This window comes from Sporosarcina sp. ACRSM, from assembly GCF_022346545.1.
In the GTDB taxonomy this organism is placed as follows: Bacteria; Bacillota; Bacilli; order Bacillales_A; family Planococcaceae; genus Sporosarcina.
Genome location: NZ_JAKRNU010000006.1, coordinates 45,524 through 64,836 on the forward strand (window position 1 = coordinate 45,524; position 19,313 = coordinate 64,836).

A 19,313-nucleotide genomic window follows, 5' to 3' on the forward strand; every position below is an offset into this window, starting at 1 on the left:
TTCTTTTCATGAATGTTATGAATTTCTGCTATACTATTGAAAAGTCATGTGAATAGGGATGAATACTAATGGATTTAATCATGATTCTATTACCCGTTTTTATTATTTTCTTCATTGGGTATATGGGACAAAAACTGATCGGATTCGATATTAAATCAATTTCGACAGCTGCTCTTTATTTAATGTCGCCCTTTTTGGCATTTCGCACATTTTATTCGAACGAGTTGACGATGGACTATTTTTATATCGTTCTCTTCAGTTTAATTTTGACAGTTGTTCTGCTACTCATCGTTTGGCTCACTTCAGTCGCCATGAAAGCGACACGCCCTGAACGTTCCGCAATGATCCTTGGTGGTGTGTTCATGAATAGCGGAAATTACGGTGCACCAGTCGTCCTCTTCGCTTTTGGAGCTGTCGGCTTTGACTACGCGGTCATTATGATGGTGCTCCAATCTTTGTTAATGAACACTGTTGGCATCTTTTTTGCCTCGTTAGGAGGAGAAGAAAAAGCGACATGGCGCCAAGCTTTTCAACGTGTGATTCGTATGCCGCTCATTTATGCGGCTTTTTTAGGTCTTGGCCTTCAATTGCTACACGTGCACGTTCCAAATACGTTAATGGAAGGAATCAGTCTGGTGGCAGATGCCTCGATTCCGACCGTCATGCTGGTCCTCGGGATGCAACTTGCTGTCATTGCAAGAAAACGAGTCGCTTACCGCTACGTGACCGCCGTCTCGGTCATTCGAATGGTTGTGTCGCCAATACTCGCCGTCGCGATTGTCTATTTCATGCCAATCAATGATTTATTAAAAGCGGTAATCATTCTTCAATCCTCGATGCCTGCAGCTGCTAATACGACGATGTTCGCCTTGCAATTCGGGACAGAGCCTGATCTTGTATCATTCACCACTTTCATCACGACGATCCTTAGTATCCTTTCGATTCCAGTCGTGTTGCTGTTCCTTGGTGTTTAACAGTTTCACCAAGCAATTGCATCCACCTTAGCAACATTTCCTTTCTTCGTATAACTTGGCGCTTCATCGGTTAAATTGAAGATAGCGGACTTGTAGAAAGGACGATCGCCTTGAAAAGTAAACGAACCATACATATCTTGGTATTATGTACAGCTATGCTCGTCTTGAGTGCATGCACCAATCGAAACCTCGTGACCAACCCGCCTTCAGAAACAGCAGAAGAATCCCTTGGCGAAACATACGGCTTCACACAATTCAACGTGGCCATTGATACGAAAGAAATGAAACAAGCGATGACAGCCAATTACGATGAAAAACGTGACAAAACAGAAGCCATCTATGAAAACAAAATCGAGGACCTTTACTTACACGGCAACGCAGCAATGGATAAACTCGATACCATTTTCAACGACCTATCTATCGAACCGGATATGGACGCCGAAGACATGGTAAAGAAAGCTTCGGAGGCATTCGAAGTCATCGATTACACCACACTGAAATTAACAATCAAATTCAAAGGATACGATACAAAGGAAATGATGATGACAAAGTAAAATCAGAATGGAATTTCTGATATAATTTCTCCGTTTTGGGCAATATTATGAGAGCATGCATATTTCTCAATGAGTGGAGGGAATTTACTGTGGCAAAAATTGCAGTGGAACAACCTTTTGAAGACGTTAAGACAGCCCTAGAGCAAAAAGGACATGAAGTACAAATGTTTAACACGGATGAAAATGTTTCAGGTTTTGATATCGGCGTCGTCAGATCCATCAACGAAGGAAATAATGACGAATTTGATTTTCCCGTCGTCAGTATGAAAGGCATGTCCATCGAAGATGTTATCGGTGCCGTTGAAACGCGCGTCAATCAAATGTAAACACTATGGAAGCAGCATCGGAATAGATGCTGCTTTTTAATGTTTCCATTATCCACAATGCTTTACCTAACGTTCACAACGTTTCAGGCGAACTAGACAATACTCTCGACAAATACCAACAATACTTGATCAAAACTACACAATCCCCGCACAAGTAAACAACGCTTCCCGACATGTTCGCAACGCTTTACATGAACTAAACAACGCTCTAAGAAAACCTAATAATGCCTTACCATAGCTAAACAACGTTCACGCTCTACCATAAAATGCTCAATTGTCTCTTTTACCCCCAAAAAAGCCGGAAGAATCATTCTCCCGGTCATTTTTATATTCATCCAAGCTGTTCATATGGCCGCTCAATCGCGTCAATTAATAACGTAAACCATTTATACTTCAATCGCATGGCGAATGCTTGAAAACAAAAAAATCCACTAAGGAACTTTGACAGTCCTTGAACGGATTTTTCTATTTATACTTTCGATATACTGTCTGCTATTCACGATGTAAGATACTCTCTCACACCAATATTCGATCAAGCATCCCTGACTAATCAATACAACTTCCTTTGATATTTGAAACTTTATTCATACGCTCTACAAATCTTTTTAGTACATGCACCGCCAGCACACAATCGTTGAGTGAAGACCATTCCATTGGGCTATGGCTAATCCCATCTTTACTACGAACAAATAACATTGCAACCGGAATATCCTCACCAATAATCATCGCATCATGCCCTGCACCACTTGGGACTTTTAAAACATCGAGATTAAGATCGCTAAAGGCTTCGGATAATTCTTCTTGTAACTCCGTTTTTATCAAGACGGGTGGAATTCGCATTAATTCTTTCGTATGCACCCTTACTGAATACTCTTTTTCTATACCTATTATCAGCTTTTGCATACGGGTAATCAGTATTTCTCTTGTATCTTCATGAATGTCGCGGATATCTGCGTAAAGCGTCACTTTTCCAGGTATCACATTCACACCGTTAGGCTCAACAAACATTTTCCCCACTGTTGCAACGGATGAATCACTAACTTGTTTCGGCAGATGACTTAGTTCGTGTATAAATTTGCCGGCAGCTACAAGCGCATCAGATCTGATGTCCATTGGTGTACTACCTGCATGCCCTGGATCTCCATAAAATGTGATCTCGAACCATGAGGGCCCCGCAATGCCACTAACTATCCCACAAGGAAGATTTGCCTTTTCGAGTTTCTTACCTTGTTCAATATGAACCTCAACGTATAACTCAATTTCCTCGCGATTCCGTTTTGCTCGTCTAAAGCCCTCAATCGATAAACCATCTGAATTCAATACCTCTTCAAAAGTTAGATCATTACCATCTTTTTGCTTCATCAACTCCTCTATCTTAGCTTGACCCATCATCGCTTTGCTTCCGATATATCCGTCGTTAAAACGGGAGCCCTCTTCATCTGAAAAAATGACAACTTCAAATGGATATTCCGGTCGATAATTTGTTTTATTCCAGGCTTCTACAACTTCTAATGCCGCAACTACTCCTAACGCTCCATCAAAATGACCCCCATTTGGAACTGTGTCAACATGTGATCCAGATAAAATAGCGGGCCGATCATCTTCTTTCCCCTTCATTCTACCAAAAACATTTCCAGCCCCATCTTCACGTACCACTAACCCTGCCTGTCGCATCCAGTCTTTCACTAATTCTTTCGCCTGTCTCTCCTCTTTAGAAAAACCTAGGCGCCGGGAACCCCCTTCTTCAGTCATTCCAATTTTAGCTAATTCAGCTAATCGTTCGGCAATTCTCCCACCCTTTACTCCGTCAACATCCGATTCCTTATCGCTGTAGTTCATTAACAACTTTCTGAGTAGTGAATCTTGTTCATGCAATGTACTTATTCCTCCCTTAGGAAATCACTTTCGAATTCCCTTTTGTCGATCCCCTCACTACAAGTTCAACATCTATTTCATGTGATTTGTGCAGTAATAAAGAGCCTTCTATTTTTTTGATTAATAGACTTGTAGCTAATGATCCAATTTGATAAATAGGCTGAGCAATCGTAGTAATTTCTGGTTCCGTTATTTCAGTCAGTTCGATTCCGTCAAAACCGATCAGAGAAATTTGGTCAGGTACTTTAATTTTTAGTTGTTTAAGTTTTTTCAAAGCCCCTAGCGCCATTAAGTCATTTCCAGTAAAAATGCCATCTACGTCTGGATGCCTCTTTAATAGTAGTCCAACCGCATCCATACCGCCTTTAATTGTAAAATCACCCTGCTCAAGTAGACTTGGCGTATACCAAGAAAACTCTTTTACAGCTTCTTCGAATCCTAACAAACGCTCTCTCGCTGTCGCTACTTCCTGAGGTCCATATATGTGAGCGATTTTGTTGCATCCTATTTCCAACAAATGCCGCACTGCTAACTTTGCGCCCTCTCTATTGTTAGAACGAACCACTAAACATATGTCCTCTCCCGGCGCCCGGTCCAATACAACCAATGGGATTTTTTCTTCCTCTAGGGTTTTTATTTCTGGTTCCTGGAGTGTATGTCCAGCAAATAGGATACCGTCTACAAATCTGTCTTTCATTTTTCTAATATAGTCTTTTTCCTTGTTCGTATCACTGTCCGTGTTACATAAAAATACCGTATAACCTTGACTGGAAGCACTGTCTTCTACCGCACGAGCCAACTCACTAAAAAAAGGATTTGAAATATCAGGGAGAATCAAAGCCATTGTTTTTGTTTTTCCACTGGCTAATCCTTTGGCGATGGAATTGGGCTTATACTTCAACAATTCAATGGCATTATTCACTTTTTTCTTTGTCTCACCGTTTACATAACCGTTTTGATTAATAACTCTTGAAACCGTAGCAATCGACACATTTGCCAATTTTGCCACATCACGAATAGTAGCCATACTGCACTCTCCTGTTTCTCGGAGAACAGCTAGGTCTGCAATTTTCACGCAGCTGTCCTCTTCTCTTTCAACGAATTTAACCATACCGCAAGCAAAATTACTGCACCTTTTATAATCAACTGATGGTATGAAGGAACATTCAATAAATTCAAACCGTTGTTCAGGATAGAGATAATTGCTACCCCCATGAGTGTCCCTGTAATTTTCCCCTCTCCACCAAATAGGTTTGTACCGCCTAGTACAACAGCTGCAATTGCATCCAATTCGGATCCTGTACCGGCATTAGGAGACCCCGTTGACAACCTTGAAGCCAATAAAATACCTGCTAACGCTGTAATAGATGCACCTAAAACATAGACACCCATTTTTACTTTCTTAACGTTAATCCCACATAACCTTGCAGCTTCCTCATTATCACCAACGGCATAGACATACCTTCCAAATTTAGTTTGAGATAACAAAAGATAACCAATAATTGAAACGACAACTAGTAGGAGTATAGGCACAGGGATAGGTCCAATATATCCTCTTCCTAAAAAGCGAAATGCTTCGTTTGAAACGATAATCGGACTTCCTTGGGTAATAACAAAGGCCAAGCCACTTAAAATGGTCATCATGGCCAATGTTACAATAAATGGTGGTATTTTTTGTGTAGCAACAATACCTCCTATTATGAAACCAATTACTCCACCTGCGGCAATTGTGAGTAATATTGCGAATGGTAAAGGCACTCCTGCCGCTAGCAAACTAGCTATAATTACTCCTGAAACTGCAATTTGTGATCCCGCACTTAAATCAATACCACCCGTAATAATAATGAACGTCATTCCCACAGCCATTATACACAATACAGCAGACTGTCTAGATACGTTTAGCAAATTATCTACTGTTAAAAAGTCACTCGAAACAATGGACATAATAATGAAAAGAAGCACAACACCAATTATCGCTATACCTTTATCTAACAAAAAATGAACCGCTTTCTTAGAAAAATCGGATTTTGTATTCATGGTCTTTAATTCTGTTGTATTATTTTGCATTAACAGTTCCTCCAAATGCAAGATTTATAATGTTATCAGGATTGATATCTACTCGGCTCAATTCTCCTGATATTTCACCCTCATGCATGACTATAACTCGATCACTCATCCCGACAATTTCATCAACTTCTGATGAAATCATAATGATAGCCGTACCTTGCTTTGCCATTTCAGTAATTTGTGAATAAATATCTGTTTTCGCACCAACATCAACACCGCGGCATGGTTCATCCAAGATGAGCACTTTGGGCTTTTGGATCATCCACCGTGCCAAAATAGCCTTTTGCTGGTTTCCACCACTTAAATTCGATATTCTTTGCTCCAAATTAGCTGTTTTTATATTCAACTTCTGCTTATAAAGGTTCGCAATCTCCTTTTCTTTTTTATTTGAAACAAACATCCCCCCCGAAAGTAAAGATAAATTCGCTAGTGAGATATTTTCCATTACACTTCTTTTCAAGACTAGCCCTGTTTCCTTTCTATTTTCAGTAACAAATCCAATACCATTTGAAATGGCTTCTCTAGGCGATTTAATGTTGACTTTTCGACCATCTATCAAGATCTCCCCCTCGTTGAGGGACATCACTCCAAACAAGGCTTCTGCTATTTCAGTACGCCCTGATCCTACCAAACCCGCAACACCCAAGATTTCTCCTCCTCTTACGGAGAAGCTGATATCTTTAAATATGCCATCTTTCCTTAACTTCCTTGTCTCGATTACGATGTCCTTAAGTGGGACTTCCGTTTTCCCAAAGAAGTCTTCAAGCTTTCGATTTACCATCAACTGCACAAGATCATTCGTTCCATCAATCTGATCGACTGGAAGTGTCTGAATATACGTACCATCACGTAAAATCGTTACGGTATCACAAACCCTAAATATTTCAGGCATTCGGTGAGACACATAAATAACGCTAACACCTTTAGATTTCAACTTTTCTACAAGAGACAGAAGTACTTCTGTCTCTCTTTCCGATAGAGATGAAGTAGGCTCATCCATAATCAGTACATTGGCATTTTGAGAAATAGCTCGAGCTATTTCAATCATTTGCTTCTGGGCAATACTTAATTCACCTGCCATTGTTTTAGGGTCTAGTTCAATTTGCAGTGAACTCAGTACTGCCTGCGCATCACTGTTCATTTTTTTCCAGTCAATCAAGCCTAGCATCTTCGTCGGCTGTTCCCCTAGGAAAATATTTTCAGCAATTGATAAATGATTCGCAATGTTTAATTCTTGATAAATACAGTGGATCCCAAGCTCTTTTGCTTTCTTTGGGTTCATTCCTTCAATTGTTTTTCCCTCGTAAATAATCTCTCCACTCGTTTTCGCATAGGCACCTGTTAAGATTTTAATAAGAGTCGACTTTCCAGCCCCATTTTCTCCAACAAGGCCATGCGCGCTTCCTGGCATCAACGTGAGGGAAACCCCTTTCAATGCCTTAACTCCTGAGAACTCTTTTGTTATATGATTTAATTGAAGCCTTGGGGTTGACACAAGACATTACCTCCGTTTCCGGCTAAAATCCTTGATCAATCTTTGAAATGGTCATTTACATTTTTTTGATCCATCAGTATAACTGGAACGCTAATATTCTTATCGATTTCCTTGCCATTAATGGCGTCCACAACTGTTTTCAAAGCAGTTTCTCCAATTAATTCAGGCTGTTGCTGTATCATCGCAAGGATGTGACCATTCTTGATACCAATAGCAGCTTCTTTATTCACATCAAATCCTAAGATCTGAATATCCTTTGTTTTTGCAGATTCAAGTGCAGCAAGTGAACCAAGCACACCATTTTCAGCCGAGGCAAAGATATAATCAACATCAGGATTTGCCTGCAAGATATTTTCCACCGTTCTCATTGACTCCTCACGGTCATATCCAGGCTGATCATTTAGGAATTCAACGTTATTTACATCTTCCAATGCACTTTTGAATCCTTTTAACCTCTCTTGCTGTACCAATGACTTGATGGAAGTGACAACACCAACTTTAATTTTTTCATCAGCTTTTTTATTTTCTTCAAGATATTTTTTGAAATAGTTACCGAGTTCTTCACCGGCTTCGTAATTTGCAGTACCGATAAATGTCGTAACTCCTGGGGAATCTACAACTGCGTCTGCTGTAACAACAGGAATGCCTAGACCATCCGCCTCTTCGACTACTGGAATAACGCCTGCATTATCCGTTGCCATTAGTATTAAACCATCAACATCTTTTTGAATAAAATCTTCCACTGCCGAAACTTGTTTGGCCAAATCCTGATTTGGATCATTTGTAAGTAATTTCACGCCCATCTCATCTGCAGCTTTTTTAATCCCTTTATCAATTTCAATAAAGAACTGATGCTGAAGTGTAATTGTACTTACACCAACTGTAAGTTGACCTTCCTCTTTTTCATTTGCTGTTCCAGAACTACAAGCTGTCGCAATCAATAAAGTAAATGCCATCATAGCCACTAACAAGTTTTTTTTCATAAACATCCTCATTCCCCCTCTTTATGTATGTCAGCAATCCCACACCATTGGATAATAAATGCTGCATAGATTTCAATCAATTTAATATACTGTGCCACTTCTACTGATTCGTTGACGGAATGTGATACTTTTGGATCGCCACATCCTAGTATAATCGTTGGAATCTCCCCATATCCCGACAATAATCTAGCATCACAACCTGCCGGCATTCCTTCAATGACTGCTTCCCTACCAAGGATAAACGTCACCAATTCCTTAGACTCCCTAACAAGGGGATCGTCTATCGAAGTTTCAAATGGAAATCCTTCTTGATAAACTGTTATTTTCGGTGGATGCTCCTTAAGCCATTTATCACCGCTTACAACACTTTCAATCGCTCCCATTATTTCATCACAAACTTCGTCTCTTCGTTTTTGATGTGAAACTCCTTTTTTTGGGTGGTAATGCGTACAAAAATTCATCTTACAGTTATTTGGTACAACAGACCCTGCAATCCCCCCTTCGATAACGCCAAGGTTTGTCGTCTGTCCTGGTAACAATGGATGTTTTTCAGTCATTAGCCATCTATGTTCAAGCTTTTTGATGGCCCGATAAATATCCATTGCCTTATCAATTGCATTGACACCCTGCCATAACTGACTTGAGTGTAAAGCTAACCCTTTCACTTCAATCTCGTGAAAAAGAAAACCCATATGAGCTGGTTGAATATTTAAAGTCGTTGGTTCACCAACAATCGCTCCATCCGCTTTATACCCTCTCTCTACACAGGCAAGCGTTCCGTTACCGCCACCTTCCTCATCTACAACGGATTGAATAATTAAGTCTCCTTTTAATTGAATTCCCAATGAGTGAAGCAGTTCGGCTGCCATGATCATAGCGGAGAGGGAGGCTTTCATATCAGTCGCTCCCAATCCGTACAAATAGCCATCGATTACTTCCCCAAGAAAAGGATCGTGATTCCAATCTTCTTTGTTTCCATAAGGCATTGTGTCAATATGTCCATTGAGTATAAGCGAACGACCAGAGCCTTTTCCGTGCAGGGTCCCAACGATATTGGGACGCCCCTTATTTTCATGACCAAGGTTGGCACCTGGATACCTTTTTATTTTTTCATCTTCAACCTCAAATTCATCAATTTCGAATCCTAATTTTTCAAGTTCTTTCTTAATGATGACCTGTCCAGCCTTCTCGTTCCCACCATCGATGCCGTGTCCAATAACCATCGTATCGGTTTGAACCAGCTTCTTCAGAAATTGAATATATTGATCCTGATGTTCATTAAGTCGAGCTTGGATGTTTTTCAAAGCCATTTTCTTCACCTTCCATAATAGATAACATTAATAGATAATATTTATCACCTCTTGATTTGCTCTAAAATCCTTTTCCATAACTGTGTATATTGATCCCATTGAAGGAATTCAATTGATCCCCAGTGAGGTGCGCAATCGCTGGCAAAGGCAGCTGTTTTTCCTTTACCGTACTCACCAACGACTAATAACGGATCCTCCTCAATTTTCACTAATGTCGTTGCATCTTCTTTGGCAGTAAAACGGTTATACCCTAGGAATGGTGGCCATTTTTCAAGACCTTTCGTAATTTCGTGTTCGGCAATTGTTTCCGGAGAAACGCCTTCAGGTTTTTCCACTCTGTCATCTCTGTCCAACATCACTATCGGCAATACATCAGCAAGAACAGTATTTTTATAGTTGGCTTTTCCTTCGATTCCCATAAAGGATAGGTATCCACCAATCATGAGCAGTCCGCCCCCGTTTTCGACGTATTGGCGAATCAATTCCAATGCGTTTGGAATTCTTTCCATTTGATAGAAAGTTTTATTTTGAAGCAAGAAAGTGTTACTTCCAATATCACTGATTACAATCGAATCATACTGTTCCAACACTTCAAGACTATTGGGAAATCTTACTTGCACTTCATGTGATGGCATATAGTCAATTTCCACGCCATTTTCTTTTAAACAATCTAATAAAAAAGTTGCACCTTCTTCATATTTTGTAGATTCGAAAGTGTCATATCCCTTCGCATGAATCATATGAACTGTCCAAGACTCTCCAATAAATAATACTTTCATAACAATCTCCTCCTCATTATATGTAACCGGTTACATCACATTCATAAAAAAAGCGTCTAACTCTTTATTCGATGGCATGCCTGCCTGTGCACCCAGTTTCGTTACTGCGTGCGCTCCAACCTTCGTAGCAAAAGTAATTGCTTCATCCACTTCATCTCCTTTTGCCAATGAATACGCTAACCCCCCATTGAAAGCATCTCCTGCCCCAGTAGTATCGATTACTTGTACACAATGCGATGAAAAATGCTTTTCTTCACTTTTTCCCGAGAAGTATCTGGCCCCCTTTTCACCCAGTGTTACGATTAAATTCCCAACTCCCATCTTCAAAAGCCGCTGGGCTGAATTAAGAATATCAATTTCAATATCAGATCCTGATGCGAGAATATGAAGTTCGGTTTCATTAGGTGTTAAATAATCTATTTGACTCAGGATGTCTTTAGGTAAATTAAATGCCGGTGCAGGATTCAATATTATTTTCTTCCCTAAATACTTAGCCCTTGTAATGCCATGGATGATGGTATCAATCGGTATTTCCATCTGCAGTACTACGATATCTGCGGCTTCAATGAGTCTCTCAGCTTGATCAATATGAGCTGGAAGCAAATGATAGTTTGCACCAGGAATCACCGTTATTCGATTATCATTTGAACTTACATGCACACATGCAATTCCAGTGGGCTGATCACTGATTTTTGTGATATAAGATGTGTTTACCCCCTCCTCCTTAAGTTTATTAATCAATTGTTCTCCATAGGCATCATTTCCAACTGCCCCGATTAGACTTACTTCTGCTCCTAGACGGGCAGCCGCAACTGCTTGATTTGCTCCCTTTCCACCCATACTAGAAAAAAAGCTTTGACCAATGATAGTCTCTCCTTCTTCGGGAAATTTGGAAGACTGCAATACCATGTCTAGGTTTAAACTACCAATGATAACTATAGAAGGTGACTCTTTCAATTTGCTTTACCCCTCACTTCAAAATGTATAGGTCTATATGTAACCGGTTACTTACAGATAATTTACCATCTTCTGAAGTGAGTGTCAATAAAATAATTAACCCTCAATCGTAATGTACGAAATTCCATAATCAGCATGCCAGATCTCAACCAATGTATTTAGCAGCTCCTTTGGTATCTCTCATTTTCTTTTCTAATTTTAAATAGAAGCCGTTTGGATAGTGCTTATATAAATCATTGATTAAATCTATAGTCTGATGCCATTGAAACGCGCGTCAATCAAATGTAAACACAATGGAAGCAGCATCGCAAAAGATGCTGCTTTTTCATTATAGGTTATAGGGATAAGGAAAAAATCCATTTGCTGGATTCAATAAATCCATTAAAGGAAAAAACGCTACTTCTTTAACGGATATCGGACAATCACTCATTTTCCAAAATCATAATTGAAGAAACCGCACTGGCCACTGTCTTGTCGTTTTGTACTAACTCCGCAACAACATAAGCCACTTTTTTCCCGATTCTTTCGACTTTAGCTGAAACTAGAACCTGACCAGTCTTTACCGGGCGATGAAATGTTGTGTGTATATCAATAGAGGCGAATGACTGCTGTTCATCCAGTTTGGTTGCAATAGCGTAGGCCATCATAATATCAGCTGCCGAAGTGAGAAATCCGCCCATCGCCACACCAATTCCATTAAGAAACTGATCGTCGACTTGCCAAATCCCTTTTGACTCGCCCTGTTCCGCATAAACGGCTTCAATTTGTAACGTACTATCACAATTAGGAGGCGCCGCCCTTTTATGAACCACATTTCTAAAATCTATCATCGTATATTTTTCCGTCAAGATTTTCCCTCTCTTTCTTCAATCAAATCAGTTCCAACATAAGCAGTTGGGGGTTTTCAATCATTGCTTTAAAGCGATTGGTAAATGCAGCAACGGTTGCTCCATCTGTCACGCGATGATCAAAGGTCATAGTGACATTCATGATCGAACGAATGACAATTTCATCATCTTCCGTCACGACAGGCATTTTCCTCGTTTTATGGAACGCCATCAATCCTGTTTCTGGATAATTGATGATCGGTGTTGCTCCGATTCCACCCATTGGCCCGACATTGCTAATGGTGAACGTACTACCGGTCATTTCCTCTACCGTTAGTGTATTGTCTTGTGCTTTTTTTGTTAAACTTTTCATTTCCGCTTGGATTTGAAGCAATGATTTCTTTTCAACATGCCGCAATACCGGGACAATCAATCCTAGCTCGGAGTCGGTTGCAATTCCCATATGAACCATTTTCTTAAGTTGTATTACTTCATTCTCTTCATCTAACGTTGCATTAAAGACAGGGTACTCTTTTAAGGCGATTGCGAGTGCCTTTATAAAAAAAGAAACGACAGATAAATTCATATCTACTTTTTTTAATTCTTGTCGATAGAGAAGTAAATTGGTCATGTCAATTTCCTCTAAATGAGCAACATGCGGAATGGTATAAAGAGACATACTCATCTTCATGGCAATTTGTTTGCGTCGACCTTTAAACGGAATCGTCTCCACTTGCTCATCCTCACCTGATACTTTCTGTGATTTCGGAGTAGGCAAGGAATCGGCTATACTAGGTGCATGCTTAGTCGGTTGTTGTTCTCGATCGGCAACAAAACGATGAATGTCTTCTACTGTAATTCGGCCCCTTCTCCCTGTCCCTTTTATGAATGTAAGATCAACATCATGTTCCCTTGCCACTTTTCGCGTAAAGGGCGCAGCAATGATCCGTTCTATAGATCCCGCTTCTTTAGGTGATTCTATTGTTGTCAATACAGTCGCAACGGATTGCTTTTCAACGGTTGCTAGCTGTTCTTCTACTTTCTTTTCTGTTTTGGGGGATCCACCGATTGTTTCCACTGTCAATATGGTCGTACCAACCGGAATCGTTTCCTGTGTTGCAACAAGAATTTCTTTCACAACGCCTGCAGTAGGTGAAGTCAATTCTGCAACCATTTTATCGGTTTGCACTTCCACTAATGGTTGGTCGACGTCGACATGGTCACCTACCTTAACAAAATAGGTAAGGACATCCCCTTCTGTCATCCCTTCCCCAATATCATGTAGTTTTACTTCGACCATTTCGATTCCCCCTAGAAATTAATAACGTTTTGAATGGATTCCAATACACGTGCCGAAGTCGGTAAATAGTGTTGTTCCAAGGCCCAAAACGGCACATGCACATCGGCTCCCGTAACACGTTCTATCGGCGATTTCATATATAAGAACGATGTATCATTAATGATTGAAACAATATCATTACCTAACCCACCTGTCGCATGTGCTTCATGCACAATGACACAGCGTCCTGTTTTTTGAACGGATTCCGCAATGATGTCTTTGTCGATTGGGTATAATGTGCGTAAATCGATCACATCACAAGTGATTCCCTGTCTTTCAGCTTCTTCAGCCGCCTTCATCGCTACCGGCATCATCGCGCCCCACGCAATAACCGTGACATCATCGCCTTCCTTCAATTTCTTTCCTTCGCCAATTTCAATCGTATATTTTCCTTCAGGCACTTCCCCTCGTACAGAGCGATACAGCCGAAGCGGTTCCAAAAACAGGACGGGATCGGGATCTTCAATCGCAGAAATCAATAAACCTTTTGCATCGTAAGGTGTTGAAGGACAAATCACTTTAATACCAGGCATATGAGTAAACAAAGACTCGACACTATCTGAGTGGATTTCTGGAGCATGCACACCCGCCCCATACGGCGCACGAATTACCAAAGGGACCGTAAATATCCCCTTCGTACGATAGCGCATACGTGTGGCTTGGCTCATAATTTGCTCATATGCCGGATAGATGAAACCGAAAAATTGGATCTCTGCAATCGGCAGCATCCCATTCATTGCCATGCCAACGGATGAACCGATAATCCCAGCCTCACTTAAAGGTGTATCGAAAACCCGATGTTCTCCAAATTCCTTCTGCAATCCATCCGTTGCGCGAAATACGCCTCCATTTTCCCCTACGTCTTCTCCTAAAATAACAACTTCATTCCGCTCCCTCAGCATCGTTTGCAAGCCGTCATTGACAGCTTGAAGCAATGTAAGCTCTTTTATCTTTATGGCTGTAGACATATTATGCTTCACCTCGCAAATGTTTTAGATAGCGTTCTTTTTGCTGTTGAATTGTCCATGTCGGGTTTTCAAATATATAATCATAGATATCGTTCACATTTGGCGGTGGCATGGTTTCCAGTTCTTTCACCGCAGCCTCAATTTCTGCGGCTGCCTCCTCCTGAATTTGTCGACTCCATTCATCGTCCCAAAAACTATAATTTTTCATAAATCGCTCCAGACGAATAATCGGATCATTTTCACGACGTTTTTTGCTTTCTTCCTGATCGCGATATTTTGTTGGATCATCTGCAGTGGTATGTGCACCATATCTCCACGTAACAGCCTCTATAAGTGTAGGACCTTCTCCTGCCCGGGCTCTTTCGATTGCTTTTTGGGTTTCAAAATAGACAGCGAATATGTCGTTTCCGTCCAACCGAACACCTGGAATATCATACGCAACTGACTTTTGTGCAATCGTCTTAGAGTTCATTTGTTTCCAAATCGGTACGGAAATCGCATAATTATTATTCTGATTGAAAAATACAACAGGTGCTTTGAAAACGCTCGCAAAATTCAAACCTTCATGGAAATCGCCTTCAGATGTCGCCCCATCTCCAAAATAAGCAATCGCCACTTGTGATGATCCTTTAAATTTGGCTGCCATTGCCGCACCGGCAGCAAGTGGCAGTTGGGTAGCTATCGGAACAGATGGTGGTAAAATATTGCGTCCTTCAGGCGGCAGATTCCCTTCCACCCTTCCATTCCAAGATGATAAAATCCCATAGGACTTTCCAAATGTAATACTTGCTGCATGATCCCGATAGGTCGGAAACATCCAATCATCTTTATCCAAAGCGAGTGCACTGCCAACTTGCGCCGCTTCTTGCCCTTCAAACGGCGGATACGTACCAAGGCGTCCCTGACGTTGTAAGTTTACCGCTCTCCGATCAAATGTCCTCATGCAGACAAGCTGACGATAAAAAAGTTGAACGAGCTCCTTCGTTATTTTACTTTTATATGATTCATCAACAAACTTCCCATCCTTATCTATCACTTGAACCAATTGGAATTGCCGCGAATTTTCCGTTTGAACTTTTGTAATCATTTCATCCACCTCTTTCAGCTGTTTCAAACACTAAAATTACATCATTCAATTATCTAAATAGAAAGATAATGTATACAATAAAATCTAGGACAAGAAAAATATTTTTAAAAAGTAATCGTTCCAACCAAAACTCCGACAATAATAAAAATAGCCACAATACCTATCGCCCATTTTGCGGTATATTTATGGAGATCTCCTAAACTGATGCCTGTCAATTGAATGAGCAAATAAATGGAGGCCACAAGGGGACCCATAATGCCAAATGGAGTTCCATATAACGATGCCGTCCCGATGACTAACGGATCGATGCCGTAAGCTGCGGCCGTTTCCGCTAAAACTGGCAAGATGCCAAAGTAAAATCCGTCAGGTCCAATTAAAAAGAGTCCCGGAACACTGATAATTGCTGTGATTAATGCCATAATAGGTCCTAATTCTGACGGAATGACATTGACGACTGTTTGTGCCATCGCTTCAGACATTAAGGTGCCTTTAAAAATCCCTGAAAAAATACCAGCTGCCAATACCATACTGACAACGGCCAATGCATTTGGTGAATGGGCAGCAATTCGCTCTCGCTGATCCGCTAACATTGGATAATTGATAAATAACGCGATCGCCGTGCCAACGATAAACAAAATTGCAGCTGGCAACCATTCCGCTACAATGGCTACCATAATTATGGCTGTCAAAAAGAAATTCACCCAAATGATTTTCGATTTCTTACTTCCTTGGTTGGGGTTCTCTATATTTTCAATAGAAGCTTGTTCGATCGCAGCATCTTCTATAATGGCAGATTGGCTCGAAAAGGAGTCAGATTGAACCGGGTATAGCCCCGCTTCCTTACACCTAGCTCGCTCTTTTAAACCGATGATATAAGCAACGCCGACTACATAAAGTAAACTAACCAGCATCCCCGGAAGCATTTTCAAATATAATGCGGTCGGATCAAGATTCAACACACTTGCAATTCGGCCAGCCGGTCCCCCCCAAGGAACGAGTGTTGTAATGCCAATTTGCATGATAACGATTGAAGCCAGTATGACAGGATTAATGCCCAGTTTTTTATACAAGGGAAGGAAAGCGGTTACACAAATCATCATTGTCGTTGAACCATCACCATCAAAGCCGATGATTCCCGCCAATATGGCTGATCCTACAATTACTTTTAGAGGATCTCCTTTCGCTAACTGTATAATTTTTGTTGTCATTGGATCAAATAGTCCGGTATCCAACATGATCCCAAAATATAATATGGCGAACAATAGTAAGATAGCCGTCGGTGCTACCTTTTGAATCCCTTCCATCATAAATGTCCCCAGTTCCGATCCAAATCCACCAGCTAGTCCAAAAAGTATCGGAATAACTGTTAACCCAACAAATGGTGATATCCGTTTGGACATGATCAGAGACAAAAAAGTGACGACCATCAGAAACCCTAAAATAGACAACATCGATTTTTTCCTCCTCAAGTGGCTTAGTTGGCACCGCTTACATTCTCTTTTTAGTAAGTTTCCTCTAAGTTGCACTAATGAAGAATACGGTCAATCCTTGTAATAAGAAATTGCTCTTAACTTATTCGTAAATCCTTGCCATTGCTATTTTTGTAGGTTCAATTTCTGATGCAGAATCTCTTCATTATGTTGTCCTAATTCAGGCCCAATCCATTTCAAACTACCCGGAGTTTCAGAAAGTTTTGGAACAACTCCTGGCACCAATACTGCTTCACCATCTGGAAGTACCACTGTTTGTAACATCTCACGCGCCTGAAATTGGTCATCATGTACGATATCTTCAATACTATAAATCGGACCAACCGGCACTCCAGCATCATCTAGCAATTTCTGAACGATCTTTTGTGGATATTTTTTTGTCCACTCTTCAATTAATTCGTCGAGAAACTCAGCATGCCTCGCCCTTCCTTGATTATCCGCATATGCAGGGTTATCAGCTAAGTCTGTTCGTCCTATCGCAACCATAAAGCGTTTGAATATACTATCGCTATTTGCTGCGATAACGATATATTTTCCATCTGCACAGAGATACGTATTCGAAGGTGCGATCCCTTCCAATGTAGCTCCGGTTCTTTCTCTGACAATTCCCTTCAAATCATATTCCGGTAACACCCCTTCCAATAAAGAGAAAACGGATTCGGTCAATGCGACATCTACAACCTGACCTCTTTTCAATGTATCTGAGTCCCTTGCTCTAAGCGCCAGCAATGTGCCAATGACTGCATAGAGACCTGAAATCGAATCGCCAATTGCCAACCCTACACGTACTGGCGGTCTATCAGGAAAACCGGTTAAATACCGAAGCCCTCCCATGGACTCCGCAACACTTCCAAAGCCGACCTTATCTTTGTAAGGACCCGTTTGTCCGTAACCGGAAATTCGTGTCAATATAATACTAGGATTCACTTTTTTCAAATCCTCGTAACCGATCCCCCATTTTTCCAATGTTCCAGGACGGAAATTCTCAATAATGACATCGGCCTCCTTCGCTAACTCCCGGACCGTTTCCTGCCCTTCCATCTCGCGTAGGTTCAGTGTAATGGATTTTTTATTTCGTGCATGCACATACCACCAAAGCGATGTTCCTTTATGCATAACACGCCAATTTCGCAGGGAATCCCCATTCTTTGGATCTTCCACCTTAATCACTTCTGCACCAAATTCTCCAAAAATCTTGCCCGCAAACGGAGCAGCTACAAAATTCCCTAATTCCAGTACTTTAATACCTTCTAGTGGCTTTCTCATCTAATTCCCACCTTCTCTTTTTAGTAGATTGATTATTCAGATATTGTATACAATAAATAGCGATGAAAATGATTAACTTATCATTCAATTGCCCGAACTTATTTTGCCACCGCAGATGATCGATTCGTTAATTCATAAAACGCCTTATCTAATTCAATTACCCTCGCTAAATCTAAACCCGTTTGGATATTTTGTTGTTCTAAAAACGATGCGACACTGCTTGCTTTGATATTCCCTGGGGATCCAGGCGCATAAGGACAGCCTCCAAGTCCTGCTTGGGCTACATCGATAGATTGAATACCAGCCTGTAATCCGGCTAAAATATTGGCTAGCCCATATCCATATGTGTCATGGAGATGCAGACTTAACGCCAAATTCGGGTATTTCTCTCGTAATCGACTACAATACTCATAGACGACTCGAGGAGTGGCTTTTCCGATTGTATCACCTAACCCAAGTTCATCAATTCCACTTGTGACTAATCTTTCTGCGACTTTTTCAACCTCCGTATATGGAACAACGCCAGCATACGGACAAACAAATGCTGTCGCGATACCGCCAATCGTCTTTCTACCTTTGTTTTTCGCTTCGATAATCAATGCTCTGATGTCGTCTAATGAATCATCCGTACTCTTATTTAGATTCGCCTGATTATGAAGCGTACTCGCTGAAAGAAAAAATACCGCATTATGAATAGAAGTATTTAAAAAACGATCCAGTCCTCGACGATTCGGAACTAAGGCATCGTATTCGACATCAGGATGTAGGGGCAAATGTTCTGCCAGCTCATCCGCATCGCGTAGAGCCGGAACCCATTTTGGATGAACAAATGATGTCACTTCAATCCTTTTATACCCCGCGGCAATCAGTTGATCAAGCCCTTTGAGCTTTTCATCTGTTTCGAAAAAAATCGATTCATTTTGCAAACCATCTCGTAACGTCACATCCCGAACTTCGATAGATTCAGGAAACTTCATTCTCTTCACGCTCCCCACATTTCACTCAGTTTATGCTCA

18 protein-coding genes are annotated in these 19,313 nt (G+C 40.9%); 3 read left to right on the plus strand and 15 right to left on the minus strand.

All coding sequences use genetic code 11. The features are described 5' to 3' along the window. The first annotated feature begins 68 nt into the window (after window positions 1-68). The 3 genes from MHZ95_RS10715 to MHZ95_RS10725 all read left to right on the plus strand — a co-directional run bounded on the left by MHZ95_RS10715 (window position 69) and on the right by MHZ95_RS10725 (window position 1,854). Complete coding sequence (locus MHZ95_RS10715; RefSeq protein WP_239390626.1) at window positions 69-974, plus strand: AEC family transporter; 906 nt, start codon at window positions 69-71, stop codon at window positions 972-974. A 110-nt stretch (window positions 975-1,084) separates the two neighbouring features. Further along, window positions 1,085-1,528 (plus strand): YusW family protein, encoded by a 444-nt coding sequence (locus tag MHZ95_RS10720; protein ID WP_239390627.1) that lies wholly within the window; start codon window positions 1,085-1,087, stop codon window positions 1,526-1,528. Between the two features lie 89 nt (window positions 1,529-1,617). Continuing rightward, on the plus strand, window positions 1,618-1,854 hold the full coding sequence (locus MHZ95_RS10725) for a YkuS family protein (protein WP_239390628.1): 237 nt from the start codon (window positions 1,618-1,620) through the stop codon (window positions 1,852-1,854). Window positions 1,855-2,400: 546 nt separating this feature from the next. On the opposite strand, the gene MHZ95_RS10730 is transcribed toward MHZ95_RS10725, so the two are convergent. From MHZ95_RS10730 to MHZ95_RS10800, 15 genes are all read right to left on the minus strand, one after another. Beyond that, entirely contained in the window at window positions 2,401-3,729 is a 1,329-nt protein-coding gene (locus MHZ95_RS10730) for a M20 family metallo-hydrolase (protein WP_239390629.1), read from the minus strand. 16 nt (window positions 3,730-3,745) lie between these two features. Continuing rightward, window positions 3,746-4,756, minus strand: a complete 1,011-nt coding sequence (locus MHZ95_RS10735; protein ID WP_239390630.1) for a LacI family DNA-binding transcriptional regulator — start codon at window positions 4,754-4,756, stop codon at window positions 3,746-3,748. Between the two features lie 44 nt (window positions 4,757-4,800). After that, complete coding sequence (locus MHZ95_RS10740) at window positions 4,801-5,796, minus strand: ABC transporter permease (RefSeq protein WP_239390631.1); 996 nt, start codon at window positions 5,794-5,796, stop codon at window positions 4,801-4,803. Next, window positions 5,786-7,291 (minus strand): sugar ABC transporter ATP-binding protein, encoded by a 1,506-nt coding sequence (locus MHZ95_RS10745; protein WP_239390632.1) that lies wholly within the window; start codon window positions 7,289-7,291, stop codon window positions 5,786-5,788. The genes MHZ95_RS10740 and MHZ95_RS10745 overlap by 11 nt, the downstream gene beginning before the upstream one ends. 35 nt (window positions 7,292-7,326) lie before the next feature. Next, a complete protein-coding gene (locus MHZ95_RS10750) occupies window positions 7,327-8,280 on the minus strand; it encodes a substrate-binding domain-containing protein (RefSeq protein ID WP_239390633.1) in 954 nt (317 codons plus the stop codon). A 2-nt stretch (window positions 8,281-8,282) separates the two neighbouring features. Continuing rightward, complete coding sequence (locus MHZ95_RS10755) at window positions 8,283-9,584, minus strand: ArgE/DapE family deacylase (protein WP_239390634.1); 1,302 nt, start codon at window positions 9,582-9,584, stop codon at window positions 8,283-8,285. Between the two features lie 44 nt (window positions 9,585-9,628). Continuing rightward, entirely contained in the window at window positions 9,629-10,363 is a 735-nt protein-coding gene (locus tag MHZ95_RS10760; protein WP_239390635.1) for a glutamine amidotransferase, read from the minus strand. A 30-nt stretch (window positions 10,364-10,393) separates the two neighbouring features. After that, on the minus strand, window positions 10,394-11,320 hold the full coding sequence (rbsK, locus tag MHZ95_RS10765; protein ID WP_239390636.1) for a ribokinase: 927 nt from the start codon (window positions 11,318-11,320) through the stop codon (window positions 10,394-10,396). 422 nt (window positions 11,321-11,742) lie between these two features. Continuing rightward, window positions 11,743-12,168, minus strand: coding sequence for a PaaI family thioesterase (locus MHZ95_RS10770; RefSeq protein WP_370643005.1), 426 nt, complete (start codon window positions 12,166-12,168; stop codon window positions 11,743-11,745). Between the two features lie 22 nt (window positions 12,169-12,190). Beyond that, window positions 12,191-13,447 carry a dihydrolipoamide acetyltransferase family protein gene (locus MHZ95_RS10775; RefSeq protein WP_239390637.1) on the minus strand — a complete coding sequence of 419 codons (1,257 nt, stop codon included), beginning with the start codon at window positions 13,445-13,447 and terminating at the stop codon, window positions 12,191-12,193. A gap of 11 nt (window positions 13,448-13,458) precedes the next feature. After that, entirely contained in the window at window positions 13,459-14,454 is a 996-nt protein-coding gene (locus tag MHZ95_RS10780) for an alpha-ketoacid dehydrogenase subunit beta (protein WP_239390638.1), read from the minus strand. Window position 14,455: 1 nt separating this feature from the next. Then, window positions 14,456-15,541 (minus strand): pyruvate dehydrogenase (acetyl-transferring) E1 component subunit alpha, encoded by a 1,086-nt coding sequence (gene pdhA / locus MHZ95_RS10785; RefSeq protein WP_239390639.1) that lies wholly within the window; start codon window positions 15,539-15,541, stop codon window positions 14,456-14,458. Between the two features lie 104 nt (window positions 15,542-15,645). Beyond that, window positions 15,646-16,992: a CitMHS family transporter gene (locus tag MHZ95_RS10790; RefSeq protein WP_239390640.1), complete on the minus strand. Its 1,347-nt coding sequence runs from the start codon at window positions 16,990-16,992 to the stop codon at window positions 15,646-15,648. A 144-nt stretch (window positions 16,993-17,136) separates the two neighbouring features. Then, window positions 17,137-18,297 carry a CaiB/BaiF CoA transferase family protein gene (locus MHZ95_RS10795; RefSeq protein ID WP_239390641.1) on the minus strand — a complete coding sequence of 387 codons (1,161 nt, stop codon included), beginning with the start codon at window positions 18,295-18,297 and terminating at the stop codon, window positions 17,137-17,139. 98 nt (window positions 18,298-18,395) lie between these two features. Next, entirely contained in the window at window positions 18,396-19,274 is an 879-nt protein-coding gene (locus MHZ95_RS10800; RefSeq protein WP_239390642.1) for a hydroxymethylglutaryl-CoA lyase, read from the minus strand. Window positions 19,275-19,313: the final 39 nt, after the last annotated feature.